Annotated in this window: 14 protein-coding genes and 1 riboswitch; of the genes, 6 read left to right on the top strand and 8 right to left on the bottom strand. The window is 59.5% G+C overall.

The window, feature by feature from the left end; all coding sequences use genetic code 11:
* Positions 1-141 precede the first annotated feature (141 nt).
* Positions 142-1,551 carry an adenosylhomocysteinase gene (ahcY, locus tag PspR84_RS27090; RefSeq protein WP_116028382.1) on the bottom strand — a complete coding sequence of 470 codons (1,410 nt, stop codon included), beginning with the start codon at positions 1,549-1,551 and terminating at the stop codon, positions 142-144.
* A gap of 23 nt (positions 1,552-1,574) precedes the next feature.
* Positions 1,575-1,674, bottom strand: a riboswitch (S-adenosyl-L-homocysteine riboswitch).
* A gap of 198 nt (positions 1,675-1,872) precedes the next feature.
* Between ahcY and PspR84_RS27085 the strand changes: the two genes are divergently transcribed.
* On the top strand, positions 1,873-2,280 hold the full coding sequence (locus tag PspR84_RS27085; RefSeq protein ID WP_016984776.1) for a hotdog domain-containing protein: 408 nt from the start codon (positions 1,873-1,875) through the stop codon (positions 2,278-2,280).
* 174 nt (positions 2,281-2,454) lie between these two features.
* Complete coding sequence (locus PspR84_RS27080) at positions 2,455-3,342, top strand: formate/nitrite transporter family protein (protein ID WP_160059739.1); 888 nt, start codon at positions 2,455-2,457, stop codon at positions 3,340-3,342.
* On the opposite strand, the gene PspR84_RS27075 is transcribed toward PspR84_RS27080, so the two are convergent.
* Positions 3,343-4,608, bottom strand: coding sequence for a sodium:proton antiporter (locus PspR84_RS27075; protein ID WP_160059738.1), 1,266 nt, complete (start codon positions 4,606-4,608; stop codon positions 3,343-3,345).
* Between the two features lie 289 nt (positions 4,609-4,897).
* Positions 4,898-6,067, bottom strand: coding sequence for an MFS transporter (locus tag PspR84_RS27070; protein WP_160059737.1), 1,170 nt, complete (start codon positions 6,065-6,067; stop codon positions 4,898-4,900).
* A gap of 212 nt (positions 6,068-6,279) precedes the next feature.
* On the opposite strand from PspR84_RS27070, the gene PspR84_RS27065 reads away from it, so the two are divergent.
* Positions 6,280-7,113 carry an EamA family transporter gene (locus PspR84_RS27065; protein WP_160059736.1) on the top strand — a complete coding sequence of 278 codons (834 nt, stop codon included), beginning with the start codon at positions 6,280-6,282 and terminating at the stop codon, positions 7,111-7,113.
* A 39-nt stretch (positions 7,114-7,152) separates the two neighbouring features.
* Positions 7,153-7,536, top strand: a complete 384-nt coding sequence (locus PspR84_RS27060) for an MAPEG family protein (RefSeq protein WP_160059735.1) — start codon at positions 7,153-7,155, stop codon at positions 7,534-7,536.
* A 94-nt stretch (positions 7,537-7,630) separates the two neighbouring features.
* Here the strand turns inward: PspR84_RS27060 and PspR84_RS27055 are convergent, their stop codons facing one another.
* Complete coding sequence (locus tag PspR84_RS27055) at positions 7,631-8,803, bottom strand: murein transglycosylase A (protein ID WP_160059734.1); 1,173 nt, start codon at positions 8,801-8,803, stop codon at positions 7,631-7,633.
* A 128-nt stretch (positions 8,804-8,931) separates the two neighbouring features.
* On the opposite strand from PspR84_RS27055, the gene PspR84_RS27050 reads away from it, so the two are divergent.
* Positions 8,932-9,381, top strand: coding sequence for a cytochrome c (locus tag PspR84_RS27050; RefSeq protein ID WP_016987228.1), 450 nt, complete (start codon positions 8,932-8,934; stop codon positions 9,379-9,381).
* Positions 9,382-9,459: 78 nt separating this feature from the next.
* On the opposite strand, the gene PspR84_RS27045 is transcribed toward PspR84_RS27050, so the two are convergent.
* From PspR84_RS27045 to PspR84_RS27030, 4 genes are all read right to left on the bottom strand, one after another.
* On the bottom strand, positions 9,460-9,855 hold the full coding sequence (locus PspR84_RS27045; RefSeq protein ID WP_160059733.1) for a DUF1090 domain-containing protein: 396 nt from the start codon (positions 9,853-9,855) through the stop codon (positions 9,460-9,462).
* 97 nt (positions 9,856-9,952) lie between these two features.
* Complete coding sequence (ligB, locus tag PspR84_RS27040; RefSeq protein ID WP_160059732.1) at positions 9,953-11,629, bottom strand: NAD-dependent DNA ligase LigB; 1,677 nt, start codon at positions 11,627-11,629, stop codon at positions 9,953-9,955.
* Positions 11,630-11,874: 245 nt separating this feature from the next.
* Positions 11,875-13,065 (bottom strand): methionine adenosyltransferase, encoded by a 1,191-nt coding sequence (gene metK, locus PspR84_RS27035; RefSeq protein WP_016987231.1) that lies wholly within the window; start codon positions 13,063-13,065, stop codon positions 11,875-11,877.
* A gap of 18 nt (positions 13,066-13,083) precedes the next feature.
* Positions 13,084-14,079 carry a metalloregulator ArsR/SmtB family transcription factor gene (locus tag PspR84_RS27030; RefSeq protein WP_150648866.1) on the bottom strand — a complete coding sequence of 332 codons (996 nt, stop codon included), beginning with the start codon at positions 14,077-14,079 and terminating at the stop codon, positions 13,084-13,086.
* A gap of 258 nt (positions 14,080-14,337) precedes the next feature.
* Here PspR84_RS27030 and tkt point away from each other — a divergent pair, with 258 nt between their 5' ends.
* A complete protein-coding gene (gene tkt / locus PspR84_RS27025; protein ID WP_160059731.1) occupies positions 14,338-16,335 on the top strand; it encodes a transketolase in 1,998 nt (665 codons plus the stop codon).
* Positions 16,336-16,471: the final 136 nt, after the last annotated feature.

The raw sequence follows: 16,471 nt of genomic DNA, 5'->3' as shown, positions 1-16,471 counted from the left end.
AACAAGAACCTTCGAGGCGCTGCAATCCCGTGTGGGAGCAAGCCTGCTCGCGAAAGCGCCGGGTCAGACAACACGGATGTCGAATGTTGAGACGCCTTCGCGAGCAGGCTCGCTCCCACAGGGAGAGCGAGCAAGCGCCTGTTAGTAGCGGTAAGCGTGCGGCTTGAACGGGCCTTCGACGGTCACGCCGATGTAGTCAGCCTGTTGCTTGGTCAGTTGCGTGACCACGCCGCCGAAGCCGCGAACCATTTCCAGGGCCACTTCTTCGTCGAGTTTCTTCGGCAGTACTTCAACGGTCAGACGCTCGGCTTTCTGGGCTGGCGACAGGTCGGCGTACTTCTGACCGAACAGGAAGATCTGCGCCAGCACCTGGTTGGCGAACGAACCGTCCATGATGCGGCTTGGGTGACCAGTGGCGTTACCCAGGTTGACCAGACGGCCTTCGGCCAGCAGGATCAGGTAGTCGTCGTTCTGCGCGTCGAAAGCGCCCGGGCCGGTACGGTGGATCTTGTGTACCTGTGGCTTCACTTCTTCCCATGCCCAGTTCTTGCGCATGAAAGCGGTGTCGATTTCGTTGTCGAAGTGACCGATGTTGCAGACCACAGCGCGCTTCTTCAGGGCTTTGAGCATGTTCGCGTCGCAAACATTGACGTTACCGGTGGTGGTCACGATCAGGTCGATCTTGCCCAGCAGCGCTTTGTCGATGCTCGCTTCGGAACCGTCGTTGATACCGTCGATGAACGGCGAAACCAGTTCGAAACCGTCCATGCACGCTTGCATGGCGCAGATCGGGTCAACTTCGGAAACCTTAACGATCATGCCTTCCTGACGCAGGGACTGAGCCGAGCCCTTGCCCACGTCACCGTAACCGATGACCAGCGCTTGCTTGCCGGACAGCAGGTGGTCGGTACCGCGCTTGATCGCATCGTTCAGGCTGTGACGGCAGCCGTACTTGTTGTCGTTCTTGGACTTGGTCACCGAGTCGTTGACGTTGATGGCCGGGATTTTCAGCTCGCCCTTGGCCAGCATGTCCAGCAGACGGTGTACGCCGGTGGTGGTTTCTTCGGTCACGCCGTGAACGCGATCCAGTACTTGTGGGTACTTGTCGTGCAGCAGCTGAGTCAGGTCGCCGCCGTCGTCGAGGATCATGTTGGCGTCCCATGGCGCGCCATCCTTCAGGATGGTTTGTTCCAGGCACCACTCATACTCTTCTTCAGTTTCGCCTTTCCAGGCGAAAACCGGGATGCCGGCAGCAGCGATAGCGGCAGCAGCCTGATCCTGAGTCGAGAAAATGTTGCACGACGACCAGCGCACTTCGGCACCCAGGGCAACCAGGGTTTCGATCAGCACGGCAGTCTGAATGGTCATGTGGATGCAGCCGAGGATCTTGGCGCCTTTCAACGGCTGTTCGCCGGAGTACTTGCGACGCAGACCCATCAGAGCCGGCATTTCCGATTCGGCGATGATGGTTTCGCGACGGCCCCAGGCAGCCAGGGACATGTCGGCAACTTTGTAATCGTTAAAATCTGCAGGCGTGATAACAGCGCTCATGAAGAGCCTCCATTCGTAATGTATGCGAATGGGCGCCGTTGTGCGTTTAGTGTCCAGCCTGAGGCCGGTCAACGCCCCATCCGAGCCTGACAGGTTGAACCTGCTGCAGCGCCCCTCGGACAGGTGGCGGGAAAACGGTAGCAAGTGAACGTTACCGTTTTGAAACGGTGGCGATTATAGCCGTCTAGACTGATCTTCCAAAGGGTTTCTGTCGGCCAGATGAAGATCGTTAATGACGACCATAGTCGAAGCCGCATGGAGCCTGACCGCTCAGTCTGCCAAGATACCGTCCATCGTTCGGCAAGACACTCAGGAGTGAAGATGAATTTCCACACCCGCAAATGGGTAAAACCCGAAGACCTCAACCCCAACGGCACCCTGTTCGGTGGCAGCCTGTTGCGCTGGATCGACGAAGAAGCGGCGATTTACGCCATCGTGCAGTTGGGCAATCAGCGCGTGGTGACCAAGTACATTTCCGAAATCAACTTCGTCAGCGCCTCGCGCCAGGGCGACATCATCGAACTGGGCATCACCGCCACCGAGTTCGGCCGCACCTCGATCACACTTACTTGTGAAGTGCGCAACAAGATCACCCGCAAGAGCATTCTGACCGTCGAGAAGATGGTGTTTGTGAACCTCGGTGAAGACGGCTTGCCGGCACCGCATGGCCGCACTGAAATCAAATATGTGAAAGATCAGTTTCAGGAAGATGAATTAGTTACCAAGTGACATCAGCGTCGGCTTCATCGCGAGCAGGCTCACTCCTACAGGTACAGCGCAGTCCATGTAGGAGTGAGCCTGCTCGCGATGACGGTTTCAAAGTCAGCGAAGAATCATCTGGCCACTGAACAGCCATGAACCGCCGGGGTCGTAGGTAAACACCACCCCCACGGTTCCCACGCCATGACCACTCCCACCGACGGCAAAACCCCCGACCTCTCGGCCAAAGAACAGCACGAAGTCGAGAAAAACCAGCCGCCCCGCGCGGCCGTTCTGCATGAAATTATTCGCTCTCAGGGCGATCAGGAACTGGAGCGCAGCATCGCCGCACTCTGGTGGTCGGCGCTGGCGGCCGGGCTGACCATGGGCCTGTCGCTGATGGGTATGGGCCTGCTCAACTCGCGCCTGCCCGAGGGCGATGAATTCAAAGTGATCGCCAGCTTCGGCTACTGCGCCGGTTTCCTCGCGGTGATCCTTGCCCGTCAGCAACTTTTCACCGAAAACACCCTGACTGCAGTGCTACCGGTCATGACCAAGCCGACCCTGCAAAACTTCGGCCGGCTGATCCGCCTGTGGACGGTGGTGTTGGTCGGCAACCTGTGCGGCACGATTCTGGTCGCGTACGTGATGCTCGAACTGCCGATCTTCGACAGCAAGACCGACGTTGCCTTCCTTGAAATCGGCCGCAAGGTCATGGAAAACCACGCCAGCCAGATGTTCGCCAAAGGCATCGTGTCTGGCTGGATGATCGCCACCATGGTCTGGATGATTCCGTCCATGGAGAGCGCGAAGATGTGGATCATCATCCTCATCACCTATTTGATGGCGCTCGGCGATTTCACCCACATCGTGGTGGGTTCGGCGGAGGTGTCGTATCTGGTGTTTGCCGGCGAGTTGCCGTGGAGTGATTTCTGGATGGTCTTCGCGGGGCCGACGCTGGCGGGCAACATCATTGGTGGCAGCTTTATCTTTGCGCTGATCAGCCATGCGCAGATTCGCAGTGAGAGCGGGGCGCCGAAGGAGTCTGCGGATCAGGCCGAGAAACCGGATCCGCAGGAGATCAAAAAATGATCAGTGGTGAGCAGGTTCGCTGGTGGTCGCGGGTTCGTTGCGAGTCGCGTGCTTGACGAGTTTGCCGATGGTCAGCCCCTGCAACAGGATCGACGACAGCACCACGATGTAAGTGATGCTCAGCAGCAGATCGCGCTCCGGGCCCAGCGGCAGGGCCAGCGCCAGTGCCACCGAGACACCGCCGCGTAAACCGCCCCAGGTCAAAATGCGGATGGTGCCGGCGGGCACTGTCCGCCAGCGGCGCAGCAGCAGAATCGCCGGGGCCACCGTGAGCAGGCGCGAGAGCAGAATGGCCACCGCCAACACACACGCCGCCGCCACGTGCAGCCAGTTGAACGGCAGCAGCAACAGCTCCATGCCGATCAGCGCGAACAGCAGCGCGTTAAGCATGTCATCGAGTAACTCCCAAAAACCGTCCAGATAACGGCGGGTCATGTCGTTCATCGCCAGATTGCGCCCGAGGTTGCCGATGATCAGACCGGCCACCACCATCGCGATCGGTGCGGAAACGTGAATCTCGGTGCTCATCGCCGAACCGCCGATGACCAGCGCCAAGGTCAGCATCACAGTGATCTGATGCTGCTCGACGCTCTTGATCATTCGATAGACCAGATAACCGATCAGCCCGCCGAACAGCACACCGCCAATCGCTTCGTGAACAAACAGCATCGCGGTGGCGTTGATGGTCGGGGTTTCGCCGAGTTGGGCGATGCCCAGCAGTACGGTGAACACCACTACAGCCGTGCCATCGTTGAACAGTGACTCGCCGACGATGGTGGTTTTCAGCGGTTTCGAGGCGTTGGCGGTACGCAGCACGCCGAGCACCGCGATCGGGTCGGTCGGCGAAATCAGCGCGCCGAACAGCAGGCAATACAAGAAGCTCACGTGCCAGCCGAACAGGGCAAAGATGTAATAGGCGAGGCTGCCGATCACCGCAGTGGCAATCAACACGCCGAAGGTCGCCAACAGGCCGATGGGCCAGCGGTAGCTGCGCAGATCGTTGAGGTTGACGTGCAGGGCGCCGGCGAACAGCAGGAACGACAGCATCCAGTTCATCAGCAGATCGGCGAAGTCGATCTGACCGATCAGCTGCTGCACACGTTCTTCGAGGCCGGGGTAGCCGAGCACGCTCAGGCCTTGCAGGATCAGCGAGAACAGCAGTGCGGTAACCATCACGCCGATGGTCGGCGGCAGGCCGATGAAGCGGAAGTTGACGAAGGTGAGGAGGGTGGTGAGGCAGATGAAAGCGGCGACAAGTTCAAGCATCCGGGGTCCTTTGGATGAGGGGTGAAAGATAGCGCACCGAATCTTTGGTGCAGGGGTTGGATGGGTTGAGTCAGGATCGGGACACAGTTGATGGTGTGATGAGATCAAGAGTCCCCTCACCCCAGCCCTCTCCCTTAGGGAGAGGGGGAAAGGGAGCAGATCTTCAAGTCTTTCAGGGCCTGAGTTCGGCTCGAAATTTCAGGTCGATGCAACTCGAACATTCAACACGGTCAGTCCCCTCTCCCTCTGGGAGAGGGCTAGGGTGAGGGCTCTGTCTGGCACATCACGATTAGCCGGACACATTGACCGCAGCCGCCTCACGACGTTGCAGATAAATAAACAAAAGCGCCGTCAGCACCGTCAACACGCCAACAAGCGCACCGGTCCACGGCAAGTCCGCCAGATCCGCGCCACTGGCCACCACCAGCCCGCCGATCCACGCACCCGCCGCGTTGCCAAGGTTGAATGCACTCTGGTTCAACGTCGAGCCCAGATTCGGCGCTTCATGCGCCTGATCGATGATCAGCAGTTGCAAGATCGGACACAGCGCAAAAGCAAAAATCCCCCACAGCACCAGCGTGATCGCCGCCGGCACCACCGAACGGCTGGTCTGACTGAACGCCGCCAGAATCACCACAACGGCCAGCGCCACGCCGACCAGCGACGGCAGCAAACGGCTATCAGCCAGACGCCCGCCGAGCATACTGCCACCGGTCAGACCAACACCGAACAACAGCAGCATCACCGTTACGCCATGCGGGCTGACGCCGGTGATGTCCTGCAGGATTGGTGCGATGTAGGTGAACACGCTGAACAGGCTGGTCGACGCCAACACGCTCATGCCCAGTGCCAGCAACACGTTGACCTTGCCCAGCACCTTGAATTCGCTGGCGAGGTTGGCCTTGTCCATCGGGATGTGTTTCGGCAACCAGAACCACTGCGCGAGGGCCGCAATCACTCCTATCACCGAGACCGCCCAGAAGGTAGAACGCCAACCGGCGTATTGCCCGAGCGCTGTGCCCAGCGGCACGCCTAGGACGTTGGCCAAGGTCAGGCCGGTGAACATCATCGCAATCGCCTGTGCGCGTTTGTTCGGCGCGACCAGTCCGGCGGCGACCACCGAGCCGATACCGAAAAACGCGCCGTGGCACAGTGCAGTGACCACGCGAGCGGCCATCAGCGTCGCATAGTTCGGCGCCAGGGCGCAGAGCACGTTGCCGAGGATAAACATCAGCGTCATGCCCAGCAGCGTCGCTTTGCGCGGCATGTTTGCGGTGCCGATCGCCAGGATCGGCGCGCCGAACACCACGCCCAGCGCGTAACCGGTGATCAGCAGACCCGCGTGGGGAATGCTCACGGCAAGATCGCGGGCAACATCGGGCAGCAGGCCCATGATGACGAATTCAGTGGTGCCGATGCCGAACGCGGCAACAGCGAGGGCAAGCAAGGCGAGTGGCATGCGCAAGGTCTCTGTCGGTAGTCTTGACGCTTTGATCAGGCATACGCAGGCCGACGACCGATCTCGAAGGAGGGCGGTGCAGGCGGGAATTATTGGTATTTTTCTGTGCGCAACTGAGTGCGGCGTGGTCGCTTGCAGTATAAACAGCTGCTGACACATCGCGAATCAATAATCTGACTAATTGGCTCGCTAACAACAATAAGGAGTGGAACGTGCTGGCGACAGGGTTGGTACTGATGGCGGCGCTGTTGCATGCGACGTGGAATACGTTAATCAAGTTCAGCGCCGAGCGACTGCTGGTGGTGGCGTGCATGGACACCGTGGCGCTGCTGGTCGTTGCCATCGCGTTTCCATTCGTGAGCTTGCCGCCCATGGAAATCTGGCCGTGGATTCTGGCGTCGGCAGCGTTTGAATTGCTGTATCGCTATCTGCTGATTCAGGCGTATCGGGTCGGCGATCTCGGGTTGGTCTATCCACTGATGCGCGGTTTGTCGCCGCTGATAGTGCTGGCGCTGACGCTGATCTTCGCCGGTGAAGTGCTCACCACGCAGCAAATCTTCGGCATCATGCTGATCCCGTTCGGTATGGTTTGTCTGCTGTGGCAGGGCGGCGGTGGCAAGCATTTGCCATGGTCGATGTTGCCGGTAGTGGCGCTGATCGGCCTGTGCATCGGTTGCTACACCTACATCGACGGCCAGGCACTGCGTCGCTGGTCGCATCCACTGGATTACCTGGTCTGGGTCACGCTGCTCAGCGCCTGGCCGTTTCCCTTGCTGGCGTGGGTCGCCAAGCGTCCGGCGTTCATGCTGTTCTGGCGTGAGCAATGGAAGCTGGGGTTGGCGGTGGGTTTCTGCGTACTGGCCAGCTACGCTCTGGTGCTGTGGGCGATGCAGTTGGGCTCGATTGCGGAGGCGGCGGCATTGCGTGAGATCAGCGTGATTCTGGTGGTGCTGTTCGGCATGCGCTACTTGAAAGAACCTTTTGGCCGCCCGCGGCTCTTAGCCTGTGGGCTGGTGCTGATCGGCATGCTGGTGATGAAGTTCTAACGGCCCGCGAATTCTATAACTCGAAAAAAGGACGGCGTTATGACGGTGGCTCTGTGGTGTGTGTTGATTGCGATTTTTCTGCCGTATGTCTGCACTGGCGTGGCGAAAGCCGTGGGTGGCTACCGGCTGAGTGACAACCACGATCCGCGTGATTTTCTCGAAAGTCTCAACGGTGTGGCCCGTCGGGCGCACGCGGCGCAACTGAACAGCTTTGAAGTGATGCCGGCGTTTGCAGCGGCGGTGATCGTTGCGCACTTGGTGGGAACCGCGCAGTTGGTGACGGTCAATGTGCTGGCGGTGATGTTTATTACCATTCGCCTGCTGTACATCATTTGCTACCTCGCGGACTGGGCGATCCTGCGTTCGCTGGTGTGGTTTGTGGGGATGGGGTTGATTGCTTCGTTCTTCTTTGTGTCGGTGTAAAAAGAGCAAGATCAAAAGATCGCAGCCTGCGGCAGCTCCTACAGAGGAATACGTACTCCTGTAGGAGCTGCCGCAGGCTGCGATCTTTTGCTTTTTAAGGTTTGTCGGCCACCTGCGGCACTTGCGGCAACGCCGCGCCTTTAGGCCAAAGCATCCAGATCTGCCCCTGCTGCTTCATGTCCCCGGCCAGTTGCCCGGCCGCATCACCGGTGCCCCAGAACAGATCTGCACGAACCTCACCGGCAATCGCGCCGCCGGTATCCTGCGCTGCCACCGGGCGCACCAGTGCAGTGCCATCCGGTTTAGTGGTTGATAGCCACAACAGACTGCCCAACGGAATCACTTTGCGATCCACCGCTGCGCTGTAACCAGCCGTCAGCGGCACGTTCAGCGAACCGCGTGGGCCTTCATTGCTGTCCGGGTTGCGGGTGAAAAACACATAGCTCGGGTTGCTACCCAACAGTTCGGGGATGCGCGACGGATTGGCCTTGGCCCAGTTGCTGATCGCGCTCATGGTCACGTCTTCTTTCTTCAGCTCGCCTTGCTCGACCAGCCAGCGGCCAATTGGGCGGTACGGATGGCCGTTCTGGTCGGCGTAGGCGATGCGCAGCTGTTTGCCGTCTTCTGTCTGAATGCGTCCGGAGCCCTGGATCTGTAGAAATTGCAGATTCATCGGGTCGGTCAGGTAGGCAACCACCGGGGCTTTCACACCTTTGGATTCGATGGTGGCTGCGTCGTCGTAAGGTTTGAGTACTCGACCCTCAAGGCGACCGCGCAGGCGCTTGCCCTTTAGCTCTGGGTAAATGCTTTCCAGCGAGACGATGATCATGTCTTCGGGCACACCATACACCGGCACATTGGCCGTGTCGGTGGGCGTGAGGCTGCCGGGGTAGACCGGTTCGTAGTAGCCGGTGATCAACCCGTTGGGGTTGTCGTTTTCAGCGCGCAGGCCGTAGACATCGAGATTCTGTTTGAGGAACGCACGAATCTCTGTGGCGCTCTGCGGAACATTGGCCGCTGCTGCACAGATTGTGCCCCAGACCGCATCAGCTTTGAGTCGGGTGCAGGCGCTACGCCACGAACCGAAACCGGCGACCAGATCGCTATCGGATACCGCCGGCAAGGCTTCCCAGGTGGCGCTGGAATAAGTGGCCAGCGCGTGGGTTTTTGGCTTGGCGGTTTCGCCACCGGTGCAGCCGGCGAGGATCGCCAGCAGTGGAAGGGTGGCGATGAGCGGTTGACGCCAGGCCTGGAAGCGGCTGTTCATGGAGTGATTCCTGTGCCGGTTGGCCGAGTGCTCCATGCGCTCGAGCAACCCGTATTTTTAATAGGGCTATTGGTGTTTGGCGGTGACGCGAGGATACTGGCCGCCGAATTCCGTGACCTGAAGCCACCATGACTCTTAAAAGCATTTCTGTTGTATTGCTGGCCTGTCTGACCCTTTCCGCCTGTGGCGGCGTCGATCCGAATTCCCCGCTGGGCCAACGCAAGGCGATCTTCAAGCAGATGCTTAAGACCGGCGAAGATCTGGGCGGCATGTTGCGTGGACGCATTCCGTTCGACGGACCGAAGTTCGCCGAAGGCGCGGTCAAGCTCGATGCGTTGTCCCATGAACCGTGGAAGCATTTTCCGCAGGTTCGTGAAGAAGATCACACCAGCGCCAAGGATGATGTCTGGCAGAAACAGGCGCAGTTTCAGGAAATGGCCCGCACCCTGGAAGCCGCCACCGGTGAATTGGTGATCGCCAGTCAGGTTCAGCCGTACAAGGCCAGCAATCTCGGGCCTGCGGTGCAGAAAGTTGAAGATGCCTGCAGCGCTTGCCATAAACAGTTTCGCGATCATTGATCTTTAAAAGATCGCAGCCTGCGGCAGCTCCTGCATTGATCAGGGTAGGAGCTGCCGCAGGCTGCGATCTGTTGATTTTTACTTGTCGATTTCGTCCAGCGCGTCCTGCAGTTCTTTGCGCGACTCGGCTAGCTTGTCTTTGCGTTTGTTGATCTTCTCCGGATCGCCTTTTTTCATGGCCTTGTCGAGATCAGCCTGACGCTTGCTCACTTCGTGCTTGGCTTCGAGCACCTTGTTTTCGCGTTCTTTCTTCAGACCCGCGTCGGTGCAGTTTTTTGTAACCTCATCCAGCGCCGTTTGCAGGCCGGCCTGTTGATCGGTGTTGCCGCGCGACTTGGCTTGTTCGATCTGATTCATGATGCCCTGCTTCTTGGCGGCGCAACCGGTCAGGCCCGGGGCGTCTTCTTCGGCCATGACGGGGGCGGCCATTACGCCGCAAAGGGTCAGCATGGCGAGCGGTGCGAGAAATTTCATAAAAGCTCCATGTGCATAGGCAATCGGGTCGGTCGGGCACTGCGCTGTTGGAGCGCCTCAGTGGCCGATGGGTTCCCGGCGCGCCGGGATTGCGTGGTCAGAAACCGTCGATTCCGGCGGCATGTAAGGTTTCGCTCAAAGCCAGTACCTGCGGATCGCGAAAGAATGCGCTCAGTTGAGCCGCACGTCCCGGGCCGATACCGGCTTCGGCCTGCCATTGTTCGGTGTCACGTTGTGCCAGCGCCTGCCATGAGTCAGGCAGTTGTGCCTGACCGGTTGGCGGCAAGCCCAAGGCCTTGAGCCACTGGGCGAACGGCTGCAGGCGAGCGCTGTGAAAGCTGTTCATCAGGCGTTCGCTGCTGCGCTCGCCGAAGCCGGCAATGTTAGCAAGCTCTGGCGCGTCGAGGGTCAACCAATCCAGCAGGTTGTTCACGCGGCGTGTTTCCAGAAGTTTCTCCCAAGTGCCGCGTCCGACATGCTGCATCGCCAGCCCCTGCTTGCCACTGAGCCAGGTCAAGCGGGCGAGAAACTGGCTTTCGCAGCCGGTGGTGGGTTGCCAGCAGCTCAAGCTGTGGAAGTCGTCGGCGTTGGGGATGTTGAGGTCTGTGCGTTCGGCGGCTTGCAGCACAACACTGTCAAGTCGTGGAATGGTCAGGCCGGCGAGGCTGATTGCCACTTGATCACCGGGGCGGATATCCAGGTCTTGCCAGCGTTTGAAGGAACTGGCGCTAACCCGTTTGATCTCCCGGTCATCGAGCATGACGGGTTTGAGTTCGAGTACTGGCGTGATACGCCCGGTGCGCCCGATCTTGAAGTTGACCTTGCGCACTTCGGCCAGCGCTTGAGCAAAGGGATACTTCCAAGCAACTGCCCAAAATGGAGCGCGCGCCTGCCAACGTTCTGCGGGTGGGCGCTGACTCTGGCGCAATACCACGCCATCAGTGGCAAACGGCAGGGGCGAGCGATACCAGTGATCGCGCCATTTCTGTGCGGCAGTAAAGTCGGGGACAAGATGACTGTACGGTTCAATCGTGGCGAAACCCAGCGTCGCCAACGTGGCGACTCGCTCGGGCAATTGCGCTGGGCCTTGTGGCCAGTCCCAGACGAACAGTCCGATGCCGGAGGCTTGCTCGGCATCCAGGGTTTTCCGTCCCATCAGGCCCGCGACGGTGGAACGGGCGTTAACGCTGCCGGATCGCGCTTGCACGTGCTCGTTCAAGCGCCAGTAGAGTTCGCCCTGCACCAGCAGATCCAGCGGTTGTGTCAGGCGTTGAGGAATGGCGCCGATCTTCTGCGCTGATGGCGTCCAGTCCTGGCCACGAACCCCATCACCGCGACTGATGGCCTGATGCAGAACGCCTGCGCGATAAATCAGCGTCACCGCAACGCCGTCGACTTTGGGTTGTACCCAGACATCCTTGCGATCGCGTAGCCACGTTTCCACCGCCTCGGCTTTATGCAGTTTATCCAGGCCGGTATGGGCGATGGGGTGGGCGATCGAACCTGAGGCTGTGCGTAAGGGGGCGGGTGGAGAGGGGAGTTTGAAGCACGCTCGCCACTCGTTCAGTTGCGCAAGGGATTGGTCGTAGAGCTCATCGGCAATCAGTGAACGACCTTCGCGGTGATAGGCGTCGTCCCATTGGTTGATCTTTTTTTGCAGGGTGGCGATTTCGTTTTGCGCGGTGCGGACAGGCCAGTCAGGGCAAGCAGCGTAAGCGATCAGGTGGGTGAAGCTCAGCAGAAGAATTGAAAAAAGGCGCAGCGTGGCAAGCATGTTGAGCGTCCTTGCTCAGGGGAATGCTTGAAGATTAGTCAGGATTCAGAGCAGCAACGGCTGGGTGTTTTGCATCGTGTTTCAGTTATGAAGATCAAAAGATCGCGGCCTTCGGCAGCTCCTACAGGAGGCGTGCGTTTCACTTGTAGGAGCTGCCGAAGGCTGCGATCTTTTGCTCTTTTCGAGGCATGAAAAAGCCCCGCAGGGCGTGAGCCGTGCGGGGCTTTTTGTACCGCCGGGGAGGCTTACAGGCCAGCAGCAGAACGCAGGGCGTCGGCGCGGTCGGTTTTTTCCCAGGTGAAGGTGGTGAAAGTGTCTTCGCCAACAGTCTTGGTCTCTGGCGTGCGACCGAAGTGGCCGTACGCTGCAGTTTCCTGGTACATCGGGTGCAGCAGATCGAGCATGGTGGTGATTGCGTATGGACGCAGGTCGAACACTTCACGGACCAGTTTGACGATCTTGTCATCGCTGATCTTGCCGGTGCCGAAGGTGTTCAGCGAGATCGAAGTTGGCTGAGCCACGCCGATCGCGTAGGAAACCTGAATCTCGCAACGCTCGGCCAGGCCGGCCGCGACGATGTTCTTGGCAACGTAACGGCCAGCGTAGGCAGCCGAACGGTCAACCTTCGATGGATCCTTACCGGAGAACGCGCCGCCGCCGTGACGGGCCATGCCGCCGTAGCTGTCGACGATGATCTTGCGACCGGTCAGGCCGCAGTCACCTACCGGGCCGCCAATGATGAACTGGCCGGTCGGGTTGATGTGGAACTGGGTGTCTTTGCTCAGCAGTTCGGCAGGCAGCACGTGCTTGACGATCAGCTCCATCACGCCTTCGCGCAGGTCTTTGTACGACACTTCAGGGTTGTGCTGGGTCGACAGAACAACAGCGTCGATACCGACAACCTTGCCGCCTTCGTAACGGCAAGTCACTTGCGACTTGGCGTCCGGACGCAGCCAAGGCAGCAGACCCGATTTACGGGCTTCGGCCTGGCGCTGTACCAACTGGTGCGAGAAGGTAATCGGGGCTGGCATCAAAACGTCGGTTTCGTTGCTGGCGTAGCCGAACATCAGGCCCTGGTCGCCGGCGCCCTGATCTTCAGGCTTGGCACGGTCAACACCCTGGTTGATGTCTGGGGACTGCTTGCCGATGATGTTCATCACGCCGCAGGTCGCGCCGTCGAAGCCGACGTCGGAGCTGTTATAGCCGATGTCGAGAATCACGTTACGCACGATCTCTTCCAGATCGACCCAGGCGCTGGTGGTCACTTCACCGGCAACGATTGCCACGCCAGTCTTGACCAGGGTTTCCACGGCAACGCGTGCGTGTTTGTCCTGGGTAATGATGGCGTCCAGCACCGCATCGGAAATCTGGTCGGCGATTTTGTCCGGATGTCCTTCGGACACGGACTCGGAGGTGAAGAGGGAGTATTCGCTCATCTCGATGTTTTCCTGAATTTACCGATGGTGAGTGTCGCCAGCCGGTCGCTGAAAGTGGCGGACCTGGATCTGGAAACCATTACGTAAGCCTACATAGAGGCTTTCCCCGGGAACGAGTCCCGCAGCGGTGGCCCAACGGGCCAAATCGTCCTGTTCAAACCCCAACCACAGATCACCGCAGGCCTCCCTGGCCCAACTCTGGTTGTGGCTACATAACTCTGTCACGAGCAGACTACCGCCCGGTTGCAGCAGGTCGGCCATGTGCTTGAGCGCATCGGCCGGCGCGGCGAAATGGTGCAACACCATGTTCAACACCACACAATCGGCCTGAAGGCTTGTACCGTTCAATGCATCGGCCAATTGCAGGCTGACGTTAGCCAGCTGTTCACGTTCACATACCTGACGCGCCAGTTCGAGCATCGCCGGGCTGTTGTCCAGCGCGGTTACGGTGCCGAAGCGACGGGCCAGCTCCGGCAGAAAAGCACCATCGCCGGGGCCGACTTCAATGGCCGTGGCTGCACCATTGAAGTTCAGTTTGTCGAGCAGGGCCAGCACACTGTCACGGTACTGCGGCAGGCCTGCGATCAAGTCTTGCTGGGCACGGAATTTCTCCGCCACCCGGGCGAAAAAGTCCTGGCTGGCGGCGGCACGTTGGCCGTGAACCTGCTCGATGCGCGCTTGCACATCGTCGGGCAGATCCAGATTGTCGACTTCTTCTAACAATGCCGCGTGCAACTTGCCGCCGAGCAGTTCGCTGTGGGGCAGGGCGCGGCGATAGAAAATAGCGTTGCCTTCACGGCGGGTCGCCACCAGGTCGGCTTGTGCCAGTACCTTGAGGTGATGACTCATGCCGGACTGGCCAATGCCGAAAATCTGCGCCAACTCCAGAACACCGAACGAATCGTTGGCCAGCGCGCGCAATACATTCAGCCGCAACGGATCGCCGCCGGCCTTGCACAGGGCCGCCAGCTCGTCGCAATCGTCATGGCGAATGGAAGGCACGCGTAAATTCATAGGGCCGCAGTCTAGAGACGGGGGGAATTCATCGCAAGGCCAATATCAAAAAGTTTTGATATTGCTCGATAAATGGCACTTCTCTCCAACCGGTTAACTCTACAAACGAGTAGCGGAAAGGTTTCACCAACAGAAAGCGCCGCTATCCATTGGAAAAACGCCCCCCGATGACTATCTGTCATTGCCCCGAGGCGCCCCGGTGAGGGAAAATGCCCTCCTTTTTTCCGTTTCGACTTACCAGAACCCAGGAGATCAGCGATGCCTAGCCGTCGTGAGCGTGCCAACGCCATTCGTGCCCTCAGCATGGATGCCGTGCAAAAAGCCAACAGCGGCCATCCCGGTGCCCCTATGGGTATGGCAGATATCGCCGAAGTGCTTTGGCGCGACTACCTCAAGCACAACCCGAGCAATCCATCGTTCGCCGACCGTGACCGCTTCGTGCTGTCCAACGGCCACGGCTCGATGTTGATCTACTCGCTGTTGCACCTGACCGGTTATGACCTGTCGATCGACGACCTCAAGCAATTCCGTCAACTGCACAGCCGCACCCCGGGCCACCCGGAATTCGGTTACACCCCGGGTGTTGAAACCACCACCGGCCCGCTGGGTCAGGGTCTGGCCAACGCCGTCGGTTTCGCCTTGGCTGAAAAAGTACTGGGCGCGCAGTTCAACCGTCCAGGCCACGATATCGTCGACCACCACACCTACGTGTTCCTGGGTGATGGCTGCATGATGGAAGGCATTTCCCACGAAGTCGCTTCGCTGGCCGGCACTTTGGGCCTGGGCAAGCTGATCGCGTTCTACGATGACAATGGCATCTCCATCGACGGCGAAGTCGAAGGCTGGTTCACCGATGACACCCCGAAGCGTTTCGAAGCCTACAACTGGCAGGTGATCCGCAACGTTGACGGTCACGATCCGGAAGAGATCAAGACTGCCATCGAAACCGCGCGCAAGAGCCCGCTGCCGACCCTGATCTGCTGCAAGACCACCATCGGTTTCGGCTCGCCGAACAAGCAGGGCAAAGAAGACTGCCACGGCGCTCCACTGGGCGACGCGGAAATCGCGCTGACCCGTCAGGCGCTGAACTGGAACCACGGCCCGTTCGAAATCCCGGCCGATATCTATGCCGAGTGGGATGCCAAGGAAAAAGGTCGCGCGGCCGAAGCCGAGTGGGATCAGCGTTTCGCTGCCTACTCCGCTGCATTCCCGACCGAAGCCAACGAACTGGTGCGTCGTCTGAGCGGTGAGCTGCCAGCTGACTTCTCGGAAAAAGCTTCGGCTTACATCGCTGAAGTTGCGGCCAAAGGCGAAACCATTGCCAGCCGTAAAGCCAGCCAGAACACCCTGAACGCATTCGGCCCGCTGCTGCCGGAACTGCTTGGCGGTTCGGCTGACCTGGCCGGTTCCAACCTGACCCTGTGGAAAGGTTGCAAAGGCGTCAGCGCTGAAGATGCCAGCGGCAACTACATGTACTACGGCGTGCGCGAATTCGGCATGACCGCGATCATGAACGGCGTGACCCTGCACGGCGGCCTGGTGCCTTACGGCGCGACCTTCCTGATGTTCATGGAATATGCGCGCAACGCCGTACGCATGTCGGCGCTGATGAAGAAGCAAGTGATCCACGTCTACACCCACGACTCCATCGGTCTGGGCGAAGACGGCCCGACTCACCAGCCGATCGAACAGCTGACCAGCCTGCGTACCACACCGAACCTCGACACCTGGCGTCCAGCCGATGCCGTTGAATCGGCCGTGGCCTGGAAGAACGCTCTAGAGCGCAAGGACGGCCCATCGGCGCTGATCTTCTCGCGTCAGAACCTGCAGCACCAGGAACGTGATGCCGGCCAGATTGCCGACATCAGCCGTGGCGGTTACGTGCTGAAGGACTGCGCAGGCGAGCCTGAGCTGATCCTGATTTCGACCGGTTCGGAAGTCGGTCTGGCGGTTCAGGCTTACGACAAACTGACCGAGCAGGGCCGCAAGGTGCGTGTGGTTTCCATGCCTTGCACCAGCGTGTTCGATGCTCAGGACGCGGGCTACAAGCAGGCGGTGCTACCGTTGCAGGTCAGCGCGCGTATCGCGATCGAAGCGGCTCACGCCGACTTCTGGTTCAAGTACGTGGGTCTGGAAGGTCGCGTGATCGGCATGACCACTTACGGCGAATCGGCTCCGGCTTCGGCACTGTTCGAAGAGTTCGGCTTCACCCTGGAAAACATCCTGGGTCAGGCGGAAGAGCTGCTGGAAGACTAAGTCAGACAGTTGTGTTGTCCGGGCTGACGCCATCGCGAGCAGGCTCACTCCTACAGGGTTTTACGTTGCCCGTGTAGGAGTGAGCCTGCTCGCGATAGCGTCGGTTCAGACAATAAAGAGCTTTCTGATTCACCAC

Source organism: Pseudomonas sp. R84, assembly GCF_009834515.1.
In the GTDB taxonomy this organism is placed as follows: domain Bacteria; phylum Pseudomonadota; class Gammaproteobacteria; order Pseudomonadales; family Pseudomonadaceae; genus Aquipseudomonas.
This window is presented reverse-complemented; position numbering and strand designations above follow the sequence as displayed.

What these genes read in the sequence shown, in the direction of transcription:
- ahcY (WP_116028382.1), bottom strand. Translation starts at nt 1,551, where the DNA reads ATGAGCGCTGTTATCACGCCTGCAGATTTTAACGATTACAAAGTTGCC.
- PspR84_RS27080 (WP_160059739.1), top strand. Translation starts at nt 2,455, where the DNA reads ATGACCACTCCCACCGACGGCAAAACCCCCGACCTCTCGGCCAAAGAA.
- PspR84_RS27075 (WP_160059738.1), bottom strand. Translation starts at nt 4,608, where the DNA reads ATGCTTGAACTTGTCGCCGCTTTCATCTGCCTCACCACCCTCCTCACC.
- PspR84_RS27055 (WP_160059734.1), bottom strand. Translation starts at nt 8,803, where the DNA reads ATGAACAGCCGCTTCCAGGCCTGGCGTCAACCGCTCATCGCCACCCTT.
- PspR84_RS27070 (WP_160059737.1), bottom strand. Translation starts at nt 6,067, where the DNA reads ATGCCACTCGCCTTGCTTGCCCTCGCTGTTGCCGCGTTCGGCATCGGC.
- PspR84_RS27030 (WP_150648866.1), bottom strand. Translation starts at nt 14,079, where the DNA reads ATGAATTTACGCGTGCCTTCCATTCGCCATGACGATTGCGACGAGCTG.
- tkt (WP_160059731.1), top strand. Translation starts at nt 14,338, where the DNA reads ATGCCTAGCCGTCGTGAGCGTGCCAACGCCATTCGTGCCCTCAGCATG.
- PspR84_RS27050 (WP_016987228.1), top strand. Translation starts at nt 8,932, where the DNA reads ATGACTCTTAAAAGCATTTCTGTTGTATTGCTGGCCTGTCTGACCCTT.
- PspR84_RS27085 (WP_016984776.1), top strand. Translation starts at nt 1,873, where the DNA reads ATGAATTTCCACACCCGCAAATGGGTAAAACCCGAAGACCTCAACCCC.
- ligB (WP_160059732.1), bottom strand. Translation starts at nt 11,629, where the DNA reads ATGCTTGCCACGCTGCGCCTTTTTTCAATTCTTCTGCTGAGCTTCACC.
- metK (WP_016987231.1), bottom strand. Translation starts at nt 13,065, where the DNA reads ATGAGCGAATACTCCCTCTTCACCTCCGAGTCCGTGTCCGAAGGACAT.
- PspR84_RS27045 (WP_160059733.1), bottom strand. Translation starts at nt 9,855, where the DNA reads ATGAAATTTCTCGCACCGCTCGCCATGCTGACCCTTTGCGGCGTAATG.
- PspR84_RS27060 (WP_160059735.1), top strand. Translation starts at nt 7,153, where the DNA reads ATGACGGTGGCTCTGTGGTGTGTGTTGATTGCGATTTTTCTGCCGTAT.